Raw genomic sequence first — 13,865 nt, forward strand, 5'->3', positions numbered from 1 at the left:
ACCGCGCGCCGGGCGGGCCGCCAGGTCGGTACGGTCAGTAAGACTTCGGCAGCCCGAGCACCTTCTCCGCGATGTAGCACAGGATCAGTTGCGGGCTCACGGGCGCGAGCCTCGGAATCATACACTCGCGCAGGTAGCGCTCGACATGGTATTCCTTCGCGTACCCCATCCCGCCGTGCGTCGCGATCGCCGTCTGGCAGGCCTGGAACGCGGCTTCCGCGCCGAGGTATTTCGCGGCGTTCGCCTCCGCGCCGCACGATTGGCCCGCGTCGTAGCGCGTCGCGGCCTTCATCACCATCAGCCACGCGGCCTCGAGCTGCATCCACGCCTGCGCGAGCGGATGCTGGATCGACTGGTTCTGCCCGATCGGCCGGCCGAACACCACGCGCTCGCACGCATACTGCGTCGCGCGGCGCAGCGCGGCCTGCCCGAGCCCGATCGCCTCGGCCGCGATCAGGATCCGTTCGGGGTTCAGCCCGTGCAGCAGATAGCGGAAGCCGTCGCCTTCGTGGCCGATCAGGTCGTCGCGCGACACACGCAGGTTGTCGATGAACAGCATGTTCGAATCGACCGCCTTGCGGCCCATCTTCTCGATCTCGCGCACCTCGATCCGTGAACGGTCGAGGTCGGTATAGAACAGGCTCAGCCCGTCGGTCGGCTTCGCGACCTGGTCGAGCGGCGTCGTGCGCGCGATGATCAGCATCTTGTTCGCGACCTGCGCGGTCGAGATCCAGATCTTGCGCCCGCTCAGCACATAGTGATCGCCGTCGCGGCGCGCCTGCGTGCTCAGGTGCGTGGTGTCGAGGCCGGCGTCGGGTTCCGTTACCGCGAAGCACGCCTTGTCGCGCCCGGCGATCAGCGGCGGCAGGAAGCGCGCCTTCTGCGCGTCGTTGCCGAACACCTGCACCGGGTTCAGCCCGAAGATGTTCATGTGGACGGCCGACGCGCCCGACAGGCCGGCGCCCGACGCGCTGATCGTGCGCATCATCAGCGCCGCCTCGGTCATCCCGAGCCCGGCGCCGCCGTAGGCAGGGTCCATCGCGATACCGAGCCAGCCGGCGTCGGCGAGCGCCGCGTGGAAATCGGCCGGAAATCCGCCCGCGCGATCGCGTTCGAGCCAGTAGTCGTCGCCGAAGCGTTCGCAGATTTTCTCGATCGCGCTTTCGATCGCGCGCTGGTCGTCGGTCAGGTCGAACTGCATGGACTGCTCTCCCGGCAAGCGTGAACGGCCGCGCCGCTCACAATGGAAACACGCCCGTCGCGACCGCGGCGAAGACCATCAGCACGGTGGCGGCGAACAGGAACGGAATCGTGAATTTCTGGTGCTCGGCGAGCTCGACGCCGGTCAGGCCGACGATCAGGAACGTCGCGGGCGTGAGCGGGCTCACCGGAAAGCCCGTCGTCATCTGGCCGAGCAGCGCGGCCTGCGCCATCTGGATCGGCGGCACGCCGAGCAGCTTGCCGCTCTCCGCGAGCACCGGCAGCACGCCGAAGTAGAACGAATCGGGATCGAACAGCAGGCTGAGCGGCATCGACAGCAGCCCGAGCACGAACGGCATGTGGCGCGCGTGCTCGACGGGCACGTGCGCGACGACCACTTCGGCCATCGCCTTCAGCATCCCGGTGCCGGACATGATGCCGGTGAACGCGCCGGCCGCGAGCAGCACGCTCGCCATCATCAGTGCGGCCTTCGCATGCGCGTCGATCCGCTCGCGCTGGGCCTGGACGTCCGGATAGTTGATCACGAGCGCGGCGACCGTGCCGAGCATGAACATCACCATCGGGTCGACGATGCCCGACACCAGCGTGACGAGCACGACGAGCGTCAGCGCGACGTTGATCCCGAAGCGTCCCGGCCGGCGCAACGCGCGTTCGGCGTCGGTCAGCTCGCGCGGCGCGATCGCGAGCGAGGCCGCGCCGGCGCGGTCGAGCCCGAGCCGTTTCGCCTCGCGCACACCGAGCACCCAGGCGGTGCCGAACACGAACGCGAGCCCGACGATCTGCACCGGAATCATCGGCGTGAAGATCGCCGAGCCGGGAATGTGCAGCGCGGCCGACGCGCGCAGCATCGGCCCGACCCACGGCAGGAAGTTGACGCCGGCCGCCATCGACGCGACGCACGCGAGGATGCGGCGGTCCATCCCGAGCCGCGTGTAGAGCGGCATCATCGCGGGCAGCGTGACGAGAAACGTGACGGCGCCCGAGCCGTCGAGATGGATCAGCAGCGCGAGCAGCGCCGAGCCCATCACGATGCGCGGCGGATGGCAGCCGATCACGCGCAGCACGCCGGCGATGATCGGGTCGAGCATCCCCGCATCGGTGAGGATACCGAAAAATAGAATCGCAAAAACGAACATCCCGGCGATCGGGCCGATGTTCTGTACGCCGTGCACGATGAACTTGCCGGTCTGCAGCCCGAAACCGGCCGCGAGCGACGCGGCCACCGGCACGACGATCAGCGCGACGAGCGGCGACAACCGCTTCGTGATGATCAGGCCGAACAGCGCGACGATGGCGATCGCGCCGATCCATGCGAGCATGATGCGTCTCCTCTTCAGCCGGTGCGCATGCCGTACGTGTCGATGCGCGGGCCGGCGTGATGTCCGAATATGGGTGTGCGCGGCTCGGCGCCGCAATGCGACGTGGCCGACGGCCGCGGTGCCGGTCAGCTCCGGCAGTGGTCGTCGTTGTTGCTGCCGTTGCCGTCCGCGAACACCTGCGCCGCATGTTCGTTCAGCGCGGGCGGCGGCCGCCGGTACGTGGCCGGCGTGCGGCCGAGCTTGATCGGCGACGCGATGCCGCGATGCCGGCCCAGTTCGACCTTCATCTGCCGATGCGCGACATGCGGATGGTCGAGCGCCGCATCGAGCCCGAGCACGGGCGCGCACGGCACGCCGCGGCGCATCAGCTGCGCGGCGAGCGTCGCGCCGTCGTGCGCGGCCAGCGCCGTCTCGAGCAGCGTGCGCAGCGCGGCGCGATGCTGGCTGCGCGCGCGGTTGTCCGCGAAACGCGGATCGTCGAGCCAGTCGCGCGTGCCGAGCACGTCGCACAGCGCGGCGAACTGGCCGTTGTTGCCGACCGCCAGGAAGATGTCGGCGCCCGCCGTCGGGAAGCTGTCGTACGGCGTGATGTTCGGATGCGCGTTGCCGGTGCGCACCGGCGCGTTGCCCGAATGAAAGAAGTTCGGCGTATGCGGATGCAGGATCGACAGCGCGCAGTCGAACAGCGTCGATTCGACGAACTGGCCGCGCCCGCTCGCATCGCGCTCGCGCAGCGCCATCAGCACGCCGAGCGCCGCGTTCAGCCCCGTGACGAGATCGACGATCGGCACGCCGACGCGCAGCGGTGCGCCACCCGCTTCGCCGTTGACGCTCATCAGCCCCGCGAGCGCCTGCACGGCCGCGTCGTAGCCCGGCAGCCCGCCGAGCGGGCCGTCCGCGCCGAAACCCGACACGCGGCAATAAACGAGGCGCGGAAACCGCGCATGCAGCGCGTCGAACCCGAGCCCCCACCGCTCCATCGTGCCGATCTTGAAGTTCTCGACGATCGCGTCCGCGTGTTCGAGCAGCCCGAGCAGCCGCTCGCGATCGGCCGGCTGCGTCAGGTCGAGCGCGATGCCGAGCTTGTTGCGGTTCACGCCGAGGAAGTACGACGCGGTGTCGCCGTCGAACGGCGGCCCCCACGTGCGCGTCTCGTCGCCGGACGGCGGTTCGACCTTGATCACCTCCGCGCCGTGGTCGGCGAGGATCTGGGTCGCGTACGGGCCGCCCAGCACCCGCGACAGATCGATGATGCGCAATCCCGCCAGCGCGCCCTGCTGCTCGTGTTCCGCCATGCGTCTCGCTCCTGGTTCCGGTCGATCGAACTGCCGGTTCCGGTGGCCCGCAACTGACGGCGCGGCCCGACCGGATTCGACGAATAATTCTTGTGTGTGAATTTATATTCACACTCGGGAATTATGTTGTCAAGCCCGGATGCACCCGGCTGCCGCGCGGATCACGTCGTCGCGCGCAAGCGGGGACCCCACCCAACACGGGCCGGTTGCGGTGGCGCCCCGCCGTTCGCTAAGCTGGCGGCCAGCGTTCATCCCGAACGATATGAGGCGGAACATTCATGAAACGATTGTGGCTGGCGGCTTTCGTGCTGGCGTCGACGCTGGGCGTCGCGCACGCGCAAAACCAGACTTTCCATTTCGACGAGGGACAAACCGGGGTGTCGGGCGCCGCGCCGCATGCTGCCGCGCCGGCGGCCCGGCCCGCGCCCGCGCGCCGGCACGTCACCGCGCCGTCGCCTCATCACCGGCGTGCGGTTCACAAGCGCCGCTATTCGCGTCGCGCGAAGCCGGCGCGCAGCGGGATCTATACGCACGCGTGACGTGTCGTCCCTGGAGCGACCGCCCGGCACGGAACTGTCACGAACGGCCGGTAACATCGGCGTGGCGGCTTGCATGCCGTCGCCGCCTGCTGCCGGACAATGGCCGCCGGCGCGCACTTCTCTCCACGATTCAGCACCTGTCTTGCCAGAACATGAGCACCGGGCCGGATACCCTCGCCGTCATCAAAGAACGCGCCACGATCGTGTGCCGCCAGCGCAGCAGCGTGCTGCTGGTCGCGCGCACCGCGGCGCGCTGGTCGCTGCCGGGCGGCACGATCCGGCGCGGCGAGACGCCGCTCGAAGCCGCGCAGCGCGAGCTCGCGGAAGAAACGCGGCTGGAGGGGCTCGCACTCGACTACGCGGTGCAGTTCGGCGGGCTGACGAAGCTGCATCACGTGTTCGTGGCCGACGTGCCCGCGCATCTGACGCCGCGCGCGAGCAACGAGATCGCCCGCTGCAAGTGGTTCACCGTCGACCGGCTCGACACGCTGCGGGCCAGCGTGCCGACGCGCAAGATCATCGAACTGCTGCGGCTCGAGTGTTTTTCCGCATTCGCGAGCGGACGGCTTCGCTGAGGTCGACGCCGGCTCGGGCTCGGGTGCTGATTGCGACGATTACGCGCGCAGAAACGGACCGGCCTTGCGTTCGAGCAGCGCGACGAGTTCGGGCTGCATGAACGCGTAGCGGTCGGGGATGTCGAGGCAGACGATCTTCTTGTGCTTCAGATGCGCATCGAATTGCGCCGACAGTCGCGCCCGGTGCGCGCGCTCCATCACGAACACGATGTCCGCCCAGTCGAGCTGCTCGGCGGACAGCCGCACGTCCGCGTCGGGCGCGAGGCCCGCGGAGTCGGTTTCGATGCCCGGCCACGCGGCGAACACCGCTTCGGCCGTCGGGCTGCGCAGCCGGTTGCGGCTGCAGAGGAACAGTGCCCGTGCCATGTCGCTTCGCGGCCGCCCGGGGGCTGGCTCAACCTTGCGGAATCGTGCCCGGCCGCACGTACGCGAGCATGTGCGGCACGTAATCGGCCTTGCCGAGTTCGACGCCGTGATGGCGCAGGATCGCGTACGCGGCGATCGCATGGAAGTAGAACTGCGGCAGCGCCCAGTCGCGCGCGTACTGCTCGCCCGTCATGTCGAACGCGATCCCGTTCGGCAGCTCGAGCGAGATCGGCAGCGCAGCGCCGCCATCGAGCGCATCCGGTGCGAGTTCGCCGAGAAAGGCGAGCGTGCCGGCGATGATCGCCTGCGCATCGGCCGGCGAGCCGGGTTGCGCATCCGCGTTCCAGCCCGCCTCGCGCAACGCGAGCAATGCCGCCGGCAGCGGTTCGCCGCGCAGCCGGTGAACCGGCTCCATCGCCTGGAAACACGAGAAGCGTACCTGGGCGGCGAGCGGATACATGTCGGGCGCGAGCCTCAGCGTCATCGCCGCGTCGGGTTCGTCGCCCGCGGCCTGCCGGTGGGCGACCGCCTTGTCGAGCCACGCGGACTGCGCGCGCAGCATCTGGGTGTAAGTTGGAACGAGAAGTTGGGTGGGTGACACGCATGCGCTCCTGTGTTGGGGTTCTCGCCCCACGATAGCAGCGTCGGCGCGAACCTGCATCCTGACTGCACGCAAACGCATGCCGTTACGGCTTGCCGTGCCGCGCCAGGAACCGGTCGAGCTGCGACGCGAACGTCTTGCCGTCGCGCGGGCTGAACGGCGCGGGGCCGCCTGTGTCGATGCCCGCGCTGCGCAACTGGTCCATCATCGCGCGCGTCGACAGGCGTTCCTCGATGTTCTCGCGGCTGAACCAGTTGCCGCGCGGGTCGAGCGCATGCGCGCCCTTGTCGAGCACAGCGGCGGCCAGCGGGATATCGGCGGTGATCACGAGGTCGCCGGGTTCCGCCAGCTCGACGATGCGCGCATCGGCCACGTCGAAGCCGGCCGGCACCTGCACGGCCTTGATGAACGGCGACGGCGGCGTACGCAGAAACTGGTTCGCGACCAGCGTCACGCAGATTTCGGCACGGCGCGCGGCGCGAAACAGCATGTCCTTGATGACGGCGGGACACGCGTCGGCATCGACCAGTACTTGCATGGCGGGAGTTTCCAGTGAGCAGAAGCGCAAACGTCGATCATAGCGCACCGCCGACCGGCCCTCAGCCGGCGAGATCCGTGCGAAGCGCGTCGGCCGTCACCCACTGCGCGCCCCACGCCGCGGCGAGCCGCGCGCCCTGCCCGATCCGCACGGCCGCATCGTCGAAGTCGACGAACACGACATGATCGGCCGCCGCGGGTCTGGCCGGCATTTCGCGCGTGCGCCCGTCGGACAACACCCACAGCCAGCGTGCCTTGGCGGGCTCGCGACGCGCGGCGCGAGCGAGGAGCTGCGCGGCGGTCGCGATGCCGTCCGCCAGCGGCGTGCCGCCGCCGCCGTCGACCGGTTCGAGCCAGCGCGCGTTCCACCAGCGCGGCACGGCCGGACCGAAGCGCCGCGCGGCGCCTTGACCGCCGAAGCAAATCAGTGCGGTTTCGACACGCTCACGCGCGGCCTGATCGAAATACGCGACGATCAGCCCCTTCGCGAGCGCGAGCCGCTCGTGCGACAACATCGACGCCGAACAGTCGAGCACGAAACAATGCAGCGCGTGCGGCGTGCCCGCGCGTTTGCCGTAGCGCAGATGCTCGCGATGCAGCGGGCCGCCGCGCTTCGCGGCGAGCGTCGCCGGCCACGCGACGCTCGTGCCGGCGCACACCGTGCCCGGCACGCGCGCGGCTGCGCCTGACTGCCATCGAGGACCGCGAATGGGGTTCGCGGCGGCGCCGGCTCGATGGCTCAGCGTTTTTTTAGCGGTAGCGGCACCACGCTTTTTACATCGCGCAGCCCGGCCGGTTCGGGCGGCAGGTAGCCCCAGTCGCTTTGCGATGTGGACGCGTCGCCCTTCGTATTGCCCGTGTCGTCCGTGTCGCCCTGTCGCTTGTCGGGCTGCTGGCGCGTGTCCGGTGGCGAACGATCGTCGCGTTCGTCGCCGTGTTGCGACGACTGCTGCGACGGCGGCCGCCCCGCATGGCGCCGATGCCGCAACACGGCTTCGGCCACGCGCGCCACATGCGACACCGTCACCGCCTCGGCCTGCTCCAGCGCGGCAAGGGCCCGTGCGGCGCGCAGCATCACGAGATCGGCACGCAGCCCGTCGACGGCCGCGTCGATGCACAGCGCGCTGACGCGCGCATGCACCGCATCGTCGAAATCGAGCGCCGCCAGCCGCGCGCGCGCCGCGTGAATCCGGCCGGCGAGTTCGCGCTGGGCAGCCGCGTGACGCGCACGAAACGCCTCCGGATCGAGATCGAACGCAAGACGCGCCTTCACGATCCGCTCGCGCTGTGCAGCGTCGAAGCAGTTCTCCAGTTCGACCATCAACCCGAAGCGGTCGAGCAACTGCGGGCGCAGCTCGCCCTCCTCGGGATTCATCGTGCCGACCAGCACGAAGCGCGCGTCGTGCGCATGCGACACGCCATCGCGCTCGACGATGTTCACGCCACTCGCGGCGACGTCAAGCAGCGTGTCGACGAGTCCGTCGGCGAGCAGATTCACTTCGTCGACGTACAGCACGCCGAGATGCGCGCGAGCCAGCAGGCCCGGCCGGAAACGCACGCCGTTTTCGGCGAGGGCATGCGCGAGATCGAGCGTGCCCGTCACCTGCTCGTCGCTCGCCGACAGCGGCAGCGTGACGAACTGCCCTTCCGGCAGCAGCTCCGCCAGCCCGCGCGCGGCGGTCGATTTCGCGGTGCCGCGCGGGCCGCTGACGAGCACGCCGCCGAGCGACGGATCGATCGCGGCAAGCAACAGCGCCTGTTGCAACGCGTCCTGCGCGACGAGCGCCGCAAACGGAAAAACCGCGCGGGCGCGGTGCGTCGTCGGATCGGTCATCGCCGTCCTCCTTCCTGGCGTTGTTCGCTGGCGAGCCAGATCGCTTCGATCCGCTCGCGATAATGGCCCGGCTGCTGCCACAGCCCGCGCTGCATCGCTTCGACGAAGCGTTCGCAGATGCCGTGCAGCGCCTTCGGGTTGTGCCGTTCGACGAACGCGCGGGTGGCGTCGTCGAACAGGTACGCGTCGGCGACGAGCGCGTACTGGTGATCGGACAGCACGCGCGCGGTCGCGTCATAGCCGTACAGGTAGTCGACGGTCGCGGCCATTTCGGCCGCGCCCTTGTAGCCGTGACGCTTCACGCCGTCGAGCCATTTCGGGTTGACGACGCGCGAGCGGATCACGCGTGCGATTTCCTCGCGCAGCGTGCGCATCTTCGGCGCGGCCGGGTTCGCATGGTCGCCGTGGTAGAGGCTCGGCTGCTGCCCGGACAGGTGCCGCACCGCCGCCGTCATTCCACCCTGGAACTGGTAGTAGTCGTTCGAATCGAGGATGTCGTGCTCGCGGCTGTCCTGGTTCTGCACGACGACGTCGATCGTCGCGAGCCGCTCGCCGAACACGTCGGGCGCCGCGTCGCCCGCGCTGTTCTGCGCGTACGCATGGCCGCCCCATTGACGGTAGGCATCCGCGAGATCGGCGTCGGTCTGCCAGCGGCGCTGGTCGATCAGGTCCTGCAGGCCCGCGCCGTAGCTGCCCGGCCGCGCGCCGAACACGCGCCAGCCGGCGCGGCGCCGCGCTTCGTCGGGCGCCACGCCCTGCGCGATCCACTTCTCGCGTTCGCGTTCGATGCGTGCGCGGATCGGGTTCAACTCTTCGGGCTCGTCGAGCGCGGCGACCGCCTGCACGGCCGCGTCGAACAGATGCATCAGGTTCGGGAACGCGTCGCGGAAGAAGCCCGACACGCGCAGCGTCACGTCGATGCGTGGCCGGTCGAAGATCTCGATCGGCAGGATCTCGAAGTCGGTCACGCGATGGCTGCCGTGCGCCCATTTCGGCCGTACGCCGATCAGCGCGAACGCCTGCGCGATGTCGTCGCCGCCGGTGCGCATCGTCGCCGTCCCCCACACCGACAGCCCGATCGCGCGCGGATAGTCGCCGTGATCCTGCAGATGGCGCTCGATCAGTTGCTGCGCGGATTTCAGCCCGAGCGACCACGCGGCCTGCGTCGGCACCGCGCGCGTATCGACCGAATAGAAGTTGCGACCCGTGGGCAGCACGTCGGGACGGCCGCGCGACGGCGAGCCGCTCGGCCCCGGCGGCACGAAGCGGCCGTCGAGGCCGCGCAGCAGCTGACGCATTTCCTCGCCGCCGCACGCGTCGAGTGCGGGCAACAGCGTCGAACGCACGCGTTCGATCACCGCGAGCGTATGCGGCCATTCGCCGGGCGGCGGCATGTCGATGCCGGGATCATCCGAAGCGGTTCCGCACACGACGTTCAGCCAATGCTGCGCAAGGCGTTCGAGCCGCTCGCGCGTATCGCCCGCATGACGCCACGGCGACGCGTCGAGCGTCTGCAGGACGGACGGCCGCGGCCCGGTCCACGGCGCGGCCCAGTCGGCCGCGAGCGGATCGAAGGCGTCGCCGAGCGCGAGATCGCGCGCGAGCGCGCCGATCAGCCCGGCCCGTTCGCCCTTGCCGTCGCCAATCGGGAACCGTGCGAGCGCGAGCAGCGTGTCGCGCCGCTGGCGCTCGAGCGGCGACGCGCCGAACACATGCAATCCGTCGCGAATCTGCGCTTCCTTCAGTTCGCACAGCCACGCATCGACCCGCGTGAGCAGTGCATCCTCGTCGCCCGCATCGCGCGGCGGCGACACGCTCAGCTCGTCGTGCAGCCGATGCTCGGCGATCGTCGCGAGGATCGTCTTGCGCAACAGCTTCGCGCGCCGCGCATCGACCATCAGCGCTTCGTAGTATTCGTCGACCTGCCGCTCCAGATCCTGCAGCGGGCCGTAGTTTTCCGCGCGCGTGAGCGGCGGCATCAGGTGATCGACGATCACGGCCTGCGCGCGGCGCTTCGCCTGGCTGCCCTCCCCCGGATCGTTGACGATGAACGGATACAGGTGCGGCAGCGGCCCGAGCGTCAGGTCGGGCCAGCATGCGTCGGACAGCGCGACGCTCTTGCCCGGCAGCCATTCGAGATTGCCGTGCTTGCCGAGATGGATGACCGCGTCGACGCGATACGTATCGCGCAGCCAGAAATAGAACGCGAGATACGCATGCGGCGGCACGAGGTCCGCATCGTGGTAGCTCGCGTAGTCGTTGTCGTCGCGCGAGCGCGACGGCTGGATGCCGACGAACACGTTGCCCGCGCGCCAGCCGGCGATCGTGAAACGCTGTTGCCGCAGCGTCGGGTCGGCTTCGGGCGGCCCCCAGCGTTCGTTCAGCGCGTCGCGCACCGCTTCCGGCAGCCGCTCGAAACGCGCGACATAGTCGGCCAGCGCGTAACTCTGAAACGCGGGACGCAGCGTGCGCACGGCGGGATCGTTGGTCACGCCTTCGGTGAGTTGCGCGATCAGCGCGTCGCCGTCGGGCGGCAGGTCGGCCACCGTGTAGCCCGCATCGCGCAGCGCCGCGAGCACGCGCAGCGCGGATGCCGGCGTGTCGAGCCCGACGCCGTTGCCGATCCGTCCTTCGCTTTGCGGATAGTTCGCGAGAATCAGCGCGATGCGCTTGTCGGCATCGTCGAGTGTGCGCAGCCGGCACCAGCCGCGCGCGAGCGCCGCGACGAACGCGATCCGCTCGGCGTCCGGCTGATAACGCACGACGTCGACTTCGGTGTGCGGGCAACGATACGCGAGCCCCTTGAAGCTCACCGCGCGTGTGACGATGCGTCCGTCGACTTCGGGCAGCGCGATATGCATCGCGATGTCGCGCGCGTGCAGGCCCTGGTTGTCGGCGACCCACGCGTCGCGATTGCCGCCGGACAGGATCACCTGCAGCACCGGCGCGTCGCCGGCCAGCACGTCGGGCTCGGGGCTGTCGATCGCGCCGGCCGCGAACGCGGTGGTGTTCAGCACGAGCGCGACATCGTGCGTGTCGCAGAGCTGCGTGATGACCTCGCGGCTCACCGCGTCCTTCAGCGACGTGACCGCGATCGGCAGCGGATTCAGTCCTTCGTCGATCAGTGCATCGGCGAGCGCGTCGAACACGGCCGTGTTCGCGGCCTGCCAGTGCGCGCGATAGAACAGGATCGCGACGACCGGCGCGCCCGGCGTCCAGCGCGGCCGCCAGTCGTCGACGCTCGCGCGGTCGCGCGCCGGGTGATACAGTGCGGCGGCCGGCAGCGGGCGCGGCGGTTCGGGCTCGTCGCCGAACCCGAACGTGTGAAACGCGATGCTGCGCAGCAGCGCGTCGGCGTTGTGCACGCCGCCTTCGCGCAGGTAGCGCCACCACAACCGGCACAGCTCGGGCTTGACCGTGCTCTTCGCGACGAGGTTCGGGTCCTCCTGCAGGTCGCCCGAGAACATCGCGAGCTGCTGCCCGCGTTTCGACGCGAGCGACACGGCCTGCTCGATCCCGTACGGCCAGTACGCTTCGCCGCCGAGATGATCGATCACGACCGTCTTCGCATGACGCAGCACGTCGTCGACGTAGAAATCGACCGACGCCGGCTGCCGCAGGAACGTGACGTTCGCGAGCCGCACGCTCGGGAATCCTTCGGGCAACTGCGGCACGACGCTCGCGAGCAGCGACAGCGTCGTGTCGGCCGAACTCAGGATCACGATGTCGGCCGGCTGCTGGTCGATCCGGACGACGCCCTGCGTATCGTCGACGAAGCCGCCCGGCGTGGTGCGCAGCAGATGCATCGTGCGTTACGCCTGTTGCGGCTCGGCCGCGCACGCGGCGTCGAACGCGCGTTGCAGCACGGCCGCGTCGAGATCCTCGCCGATCAGCACGAAGCGGCTCGCGCGCGTTTCGCCGTCTTGCCAGCGGCGGTCGAAATAGCTGTCGAAGCGGCGGCCGACGCCCTGGATCACGAGCCGCATCGGCGCATCGGGCAGCGCGGCGAAGCCTTTCGCGCGATAGATCGTGTGCGTTTCGACGACGCGCTGCAGCGCGGCGATCGTCGCTTCGCGCGTGCCGGCGTCGCCCGACACCACCACCGAGTCGAAATCGTCGTGATGGTGATCGTGATCGCCGTCGTCGGCCGAGCCGTGGTGGTCGTGACGCAGGTGGATCGTTTCCTCCGATGCCGACTCCAGCCCGAGCAGCATCGCGAGATCGAGTTCGCCGCGCGTCGCGCGCACGATCTTCACCTGCGGCGGGATTTCTTCGCGGATCGCGGTTTCGATCTGCGCGAACTGCGCGTCGCCGACGAGGTCGGCCTTGTTCACGATCACGAGATCGGCCGACGACAGTTGATCGGCGAACAGTTCGTGCAGCGGCGATTCGTGGTCGAGGTTCGGATCGGCGCGACGCTGTTCATCGACGGCCTGCGGGTTTTCCGCGAACTGGCCGCTCGCGGCGGCCGGCCCGTCGACGACGGTCACGACCGCGTCGACCGTGAAGCTGTTGCGGATCGTCGGCCAGTTGAACGCCTGCACGAGCGGCTTCGGCAGCGCGAGGCCCGACGTTTCGATCAGCACGTGATCGATGTCCGCGCGGCGCTCGACGAGCGCTTCCATCACCGGATAGAACTCTTCCTGCACGGTGCAGCACAGGCAGCCGTTCGCGAGTTCGTACAACTGGCCCGATGCTTCGCCCTGCGCGCCGTCGGCATCGTCGCAGCCGATGCCGCAGCCCTTGAGGATTTCGCCGTCGATGCCGAGCTCGCCGAATTCGTTGACGATCACCGCGATGCGGCGGCCCTCGGCGTGCTGCAGGATGTGGCGCATCAGCGTCGTCTTGCCGCTGCCGAGAAAGCCCGTGACGATCGTGACGGGAAGCTTGCGTAGGGTCATGGTAGGTCCTGTGACGGAAATGGAATCAGGCCGGGCTCGTCGCGGCGAATGCGGCGCGGCATGTCATCTGGGAGATCGCGGGGACGGCGCGACGGCGTCCGCACGGACGGCCGCGGAACGAACGGAACGACGGATCGGACATGACGCTTCCTTGCGAACGGTCGACATCGTGAATGCCAACACGGCCGTCGTCGCCGTGCCCGCGCCGCCTGCCGTTCGTCGCGCCGGCCCGCGCGCATGCGCGGCGGGCGAATCGGCGGAGGAAGCGGAACAGGCTCGGGTGTCGGCGAACTGCGGCCGTGGACGATGCGCCGCCTCCCCGCGGCGCTGAACCCCAATGTCTCGGCCGGTATCCGGGCTGACGAACACGCCGCTTCGCCTTCCCGGATGCGCGGCATCCAGTGGCGGTCGTCCGCATGCGCAGGGCATGCGGCGAAGCGGCGCTGCGTGGCGCTTGCGCGCGACGCGTTCGCTTACCGTTGCGGGGGCAGCACAGGTTGGCTCGACTGCGGTGCAGGCAGGCTCCCTGTTTCCCGTTTAACTGCGTGCGCCGGAGCGGCGCGCGCGAGCACCAAAACGCGTGCGAGTGTAGGCGGCGGGGCGGAGAGCGTCAAGGCGAGCAGCCGGCGGCAAATGCGAATGATTGTCGTTTTCAACCAGTCGAGATAAACTTCCCC

General features: G+C 69.4%; 12 protein-coding genes and 1 riboswitch. Of the genes, 2 read left to right on the top strand and 10 right to left on the bottom strand.

Annotated features, from left to right (window positions below; translation table 11 throughout):
* Nucleotides 1-34: 34 nt before the first annotated feature.
* The 3 genes from HWX14_RS02865 to HWX14_RS02875 all read right to left on the bottom strand — a co-directional run bounded on the left by HWX14_RS02865 (nucleotide 35) and on the right by HWX14_RS02875 (nucleotide 3,835).
* Nucleotides 35-1,201 carry an acyl-CoA dehydrogenase family protein gene (locus tag HWX14_RS02865; RefSeq protein WP_175881465.1) on the bottom strand — a complete coding sequence of 389 codons (1,167 nt, stop codon included), beginning with the start codon at nucleotides 1,199-1,201 and terminating at the stop codon, nucleotides 35-37.
* A 37-nt stretch (nucleotides 1,202-1,238) separates the two neighbouring features.
* Nucleotides 1,239-2,540 carry a citrate:proton symporter gene (locus HWX14_RS02870; RefSeq protein ID WP_175881466.1) on the bottom strand — a complete coding sequence of 434 codons (1,302 nt, stop codon included), beginning with the start codon at nucleotides 2,538-2,540 and terminating at the stop codon, nucleotides 1,239-1,241.
* Between the two features lie 125 nt (nucleotides 2,541-2,665).
* Nucleotides 2,666-3,835: a CoA transferase gene (locus tag HWX14_RS02875; protein ID WP_175881467.1), complete on the bottom strand. Its 1,170-nt coding sequence runs from the start codon at nucleotides 3,833-3,835 to the stop codon at nucleotides 2,666-2,668.
* 278 nt (nucleotides 3,836-4,113) lie between these two features.
* Here HWX14_RS02875 and HWX14_RS02880 point away from each other — a divergent pair, with 278 nt between their 5' ends.
* Together HWX14_RS02880 and HWX14_RS02885 are read left to right on the top strand one after the other, a co-directional pair.
* Nucleotides 4,114-4,374, top strand: coding sequence for a hypothetical protein (locus tag HWX14_RS02880; RefSeq protein ID WP_175881468.1), 261 nt, complete (start codon nucleotides 4,114-4,116; stop codon nucleotides 4,372-4,374).
* A gap of 152 nt (nucleotides 4,375-4,526) precedes the next feature.
* On the top strand, nucleotides 4,527-4,949 hold the full coding sequence (locus tag HWX14_RS02885; protein ID WP_175881469.1) for an NUDIX domain-containing protein: 423 nt from the start codon (nucleotides 4,527-4,529) through the stop codon (nucleotides 4,947-4,949).
* Between the two features lie 39 nt (nucleotides 4,950-4,988).
* Here HWX14_RS02885 and HWX14_RS02890 read toward each other — a convergent pair whose 3' ends face one another.
* The 7 genes from HWX14_RS02890 to cobW form a co-directional block, all read right to left on the bottom strand.
* Nucleotides 4,989-5,315: a low molecular weight protein tyrosine phosphatase family protein gene (locus HWX14_RS02890; protein WP_175881470.1), complete on the bottom strand. Its 327-nt coding sequence runs from the start codon at nucleotides 5,313-5,315 to the stop codon at nucleotides 4,989-4,991.
* A 28-nt stretch (nucleotides 5,316-5,343) separates the two neighbouring features.
* Nucleotides 5,344-5,976 carry a DUF1993 domain-containing protein gene (locus HWX14_RS02895; RefSeq protein WP_175882337.1) on the bottom strand — a complete coding sequence of 211 codons (633 nt, stop codon included), beginning with the start codon at nucleotides 5,974-5,976 and terminating at the stop codon, nucleotides 5,344-5,346.
* A gap of 25 nt (nucleotides 5,977-6,001) precedes the next feature.
* Nucleotides 6,002-6,454, bottom strand: coding sequence for a YaiI/YqxD family protein (locus HWX14_RS02900; RefSeq protein WP_174430393.1), 453 nt, complete (start codon nucleotides 6,452-6,454; stop codon nucleotides 6,002-6,004).
* A 61-nt stretch (nucleotides 6,455-6,515) separates the two neighbouring features.
* Nucleotides 6,516-7,124 carry a VWA domain-containing protein gene (locus HWX14_RS02905; protein WP_175881471.1) on the bottom strand — a complete coding sequence of 203 codons (609 nt, stop codon included), beginning with the start codon at nucleotides 7,122-7,124 and terminating at the stop codon, nucleotides 6,516-6,518.
* Between the two features lie 68 nt (nucleotides 7,125-7,192).
* Nucleotides 7,193-8,287 (bottom strand): ATP-binding protein, encoded by a 1,095-nt coding sequence (locus tag HWX14_RS02910; RefSeq protein WP_175881472.1) that lies wholly within the window; start codon nucleotides 8,285-8,287, stop codon nucleotides 7,193-7,195.
* Nucleotides 8,284-12,093 carry a cobaltochelatase subunit CobN gene (gene cobN, locus HWX14_RS02915; RefSeq protein ID WP_175881473.1) on the bottom strand — a complete coding sequence of 1,270 codons (3,810 nt, stop codon included), beginning with the start codon at nucleotides 12,091-12,093 and terminating at the stop codon, nucleotides 8,284-8,286. The genes HWX14_RS02910 and cobN overlap by 4 nt, the downstream gene beginning before the upstream one ends.
* 6 nt (nucleotides 12,094-12,099) lie before the next feature.
* The gene (gene cobW / locus HWX14_RS02920) at nucleotides 12,100-13,188 is read right to left on the bottom strand and encodes a cobalamin biosynthesis protein CobW (protein WP_175881474.1); all 1,089 of its coding nucleotides are present in this window, start codon (nucleotides 13,186-13,188) and stop codon (nucleotides 12,100-12,102) included.
* A gap of 326 nt (nucleotides 13,189-13,514) precedes the next feature.
* A riboswitch (cobalamin riboswitch) is annotated at nucleotides 13,515-13,779 on the bottom strand.
* Nucleotides 13,780-13,865: the final 86 nt, after the last annotated feature.

The organism is Burkholderia sp. BCC0044 (assembly GCF_902832955.1).
In the GTDB taxonomy this organism is placed as follows: domain Bacteria; phylum Pseudomonadota; class Gammaproteobacteria; order Burkholderiales; family Burkholderiaceae; genus Burkholderia.

Coding starts and splice junctions, on each gene's coding strand:
- cobN (WP_175881473.1), bottom strand. CDS start 12,093: ATGCATCTGCTGCGCACCACGCCGGGCGGCTTCGTCGACGATACGCAG.
- HWX14_RS02865 (WP_175881465.1), bottom strand. CDS start 1,201: ATGCAGTTCGACCTGACCGACGACCAGCGCGCGATCGAAAGCGCGATC.
- HWX14_RS02900 (WP_174430393.1), bottom strand. CDS start 6,454: ATGCAAGTACTGGTCGATGCCGACGCGTGTCCCGCCGTCATCAAGGAC.
- HWX14_RS02875 (WP_175881467.1), bottom strand. CDS start 3,835: ATGGCGGAACACGAGCAGCAGGGCGCGCTGGCGGGATTGCGCATCATC.
- HWX14_RS02870 (WP_175881466.1), bottom strand. CDS start 2,540: ATGCTCGCATGGATCGGCGCGATCGCCATCGTCGCGCTGTTCGGCCTG.
- HWX14_RS02910 (WP_175881472.1), bottom strand. CDS start 8,287: ATGACCGATCCGACGACGCACCGCGCCCGCGCGGTTTTTCCGTTTGCG.
- HWX14_RS02890 (WP_175881470.1), bottom strand. CDS start 5,315: ATGGCACGGGCACTGTTCCTCTGCAGCCGCAACCGGCTGCGCAGCCCG.
- HWX14_RS02885 (WP_175881469.1), top strand. CDS start 4,527: ATGAGCACCGGGCCGGATACCCTCGCCGTCATCAAAGAACGCGCCACG.
- cobW (WP_175881474.1), bottom strand. CDS start 13,188: ATGACCCTACGCAAGCTTCCCGTCACGATCGTCACGGGCTTTCTCGGC.
- HWX14_RS02895 (WP_175882337.1), bottom strand. CDS start 5,976: ATGCAGGTTCGCGCCGACGCTGCTATCGTGGGGCGAGAACCCCAACAC.
- HWX14_RS02880 (WP_175881468.1), top strand. CDS start 4,114: ATGAAACGATTGTGGCTGGCGGCTTTCGTGCTGGCGTCGACGCTGGGC.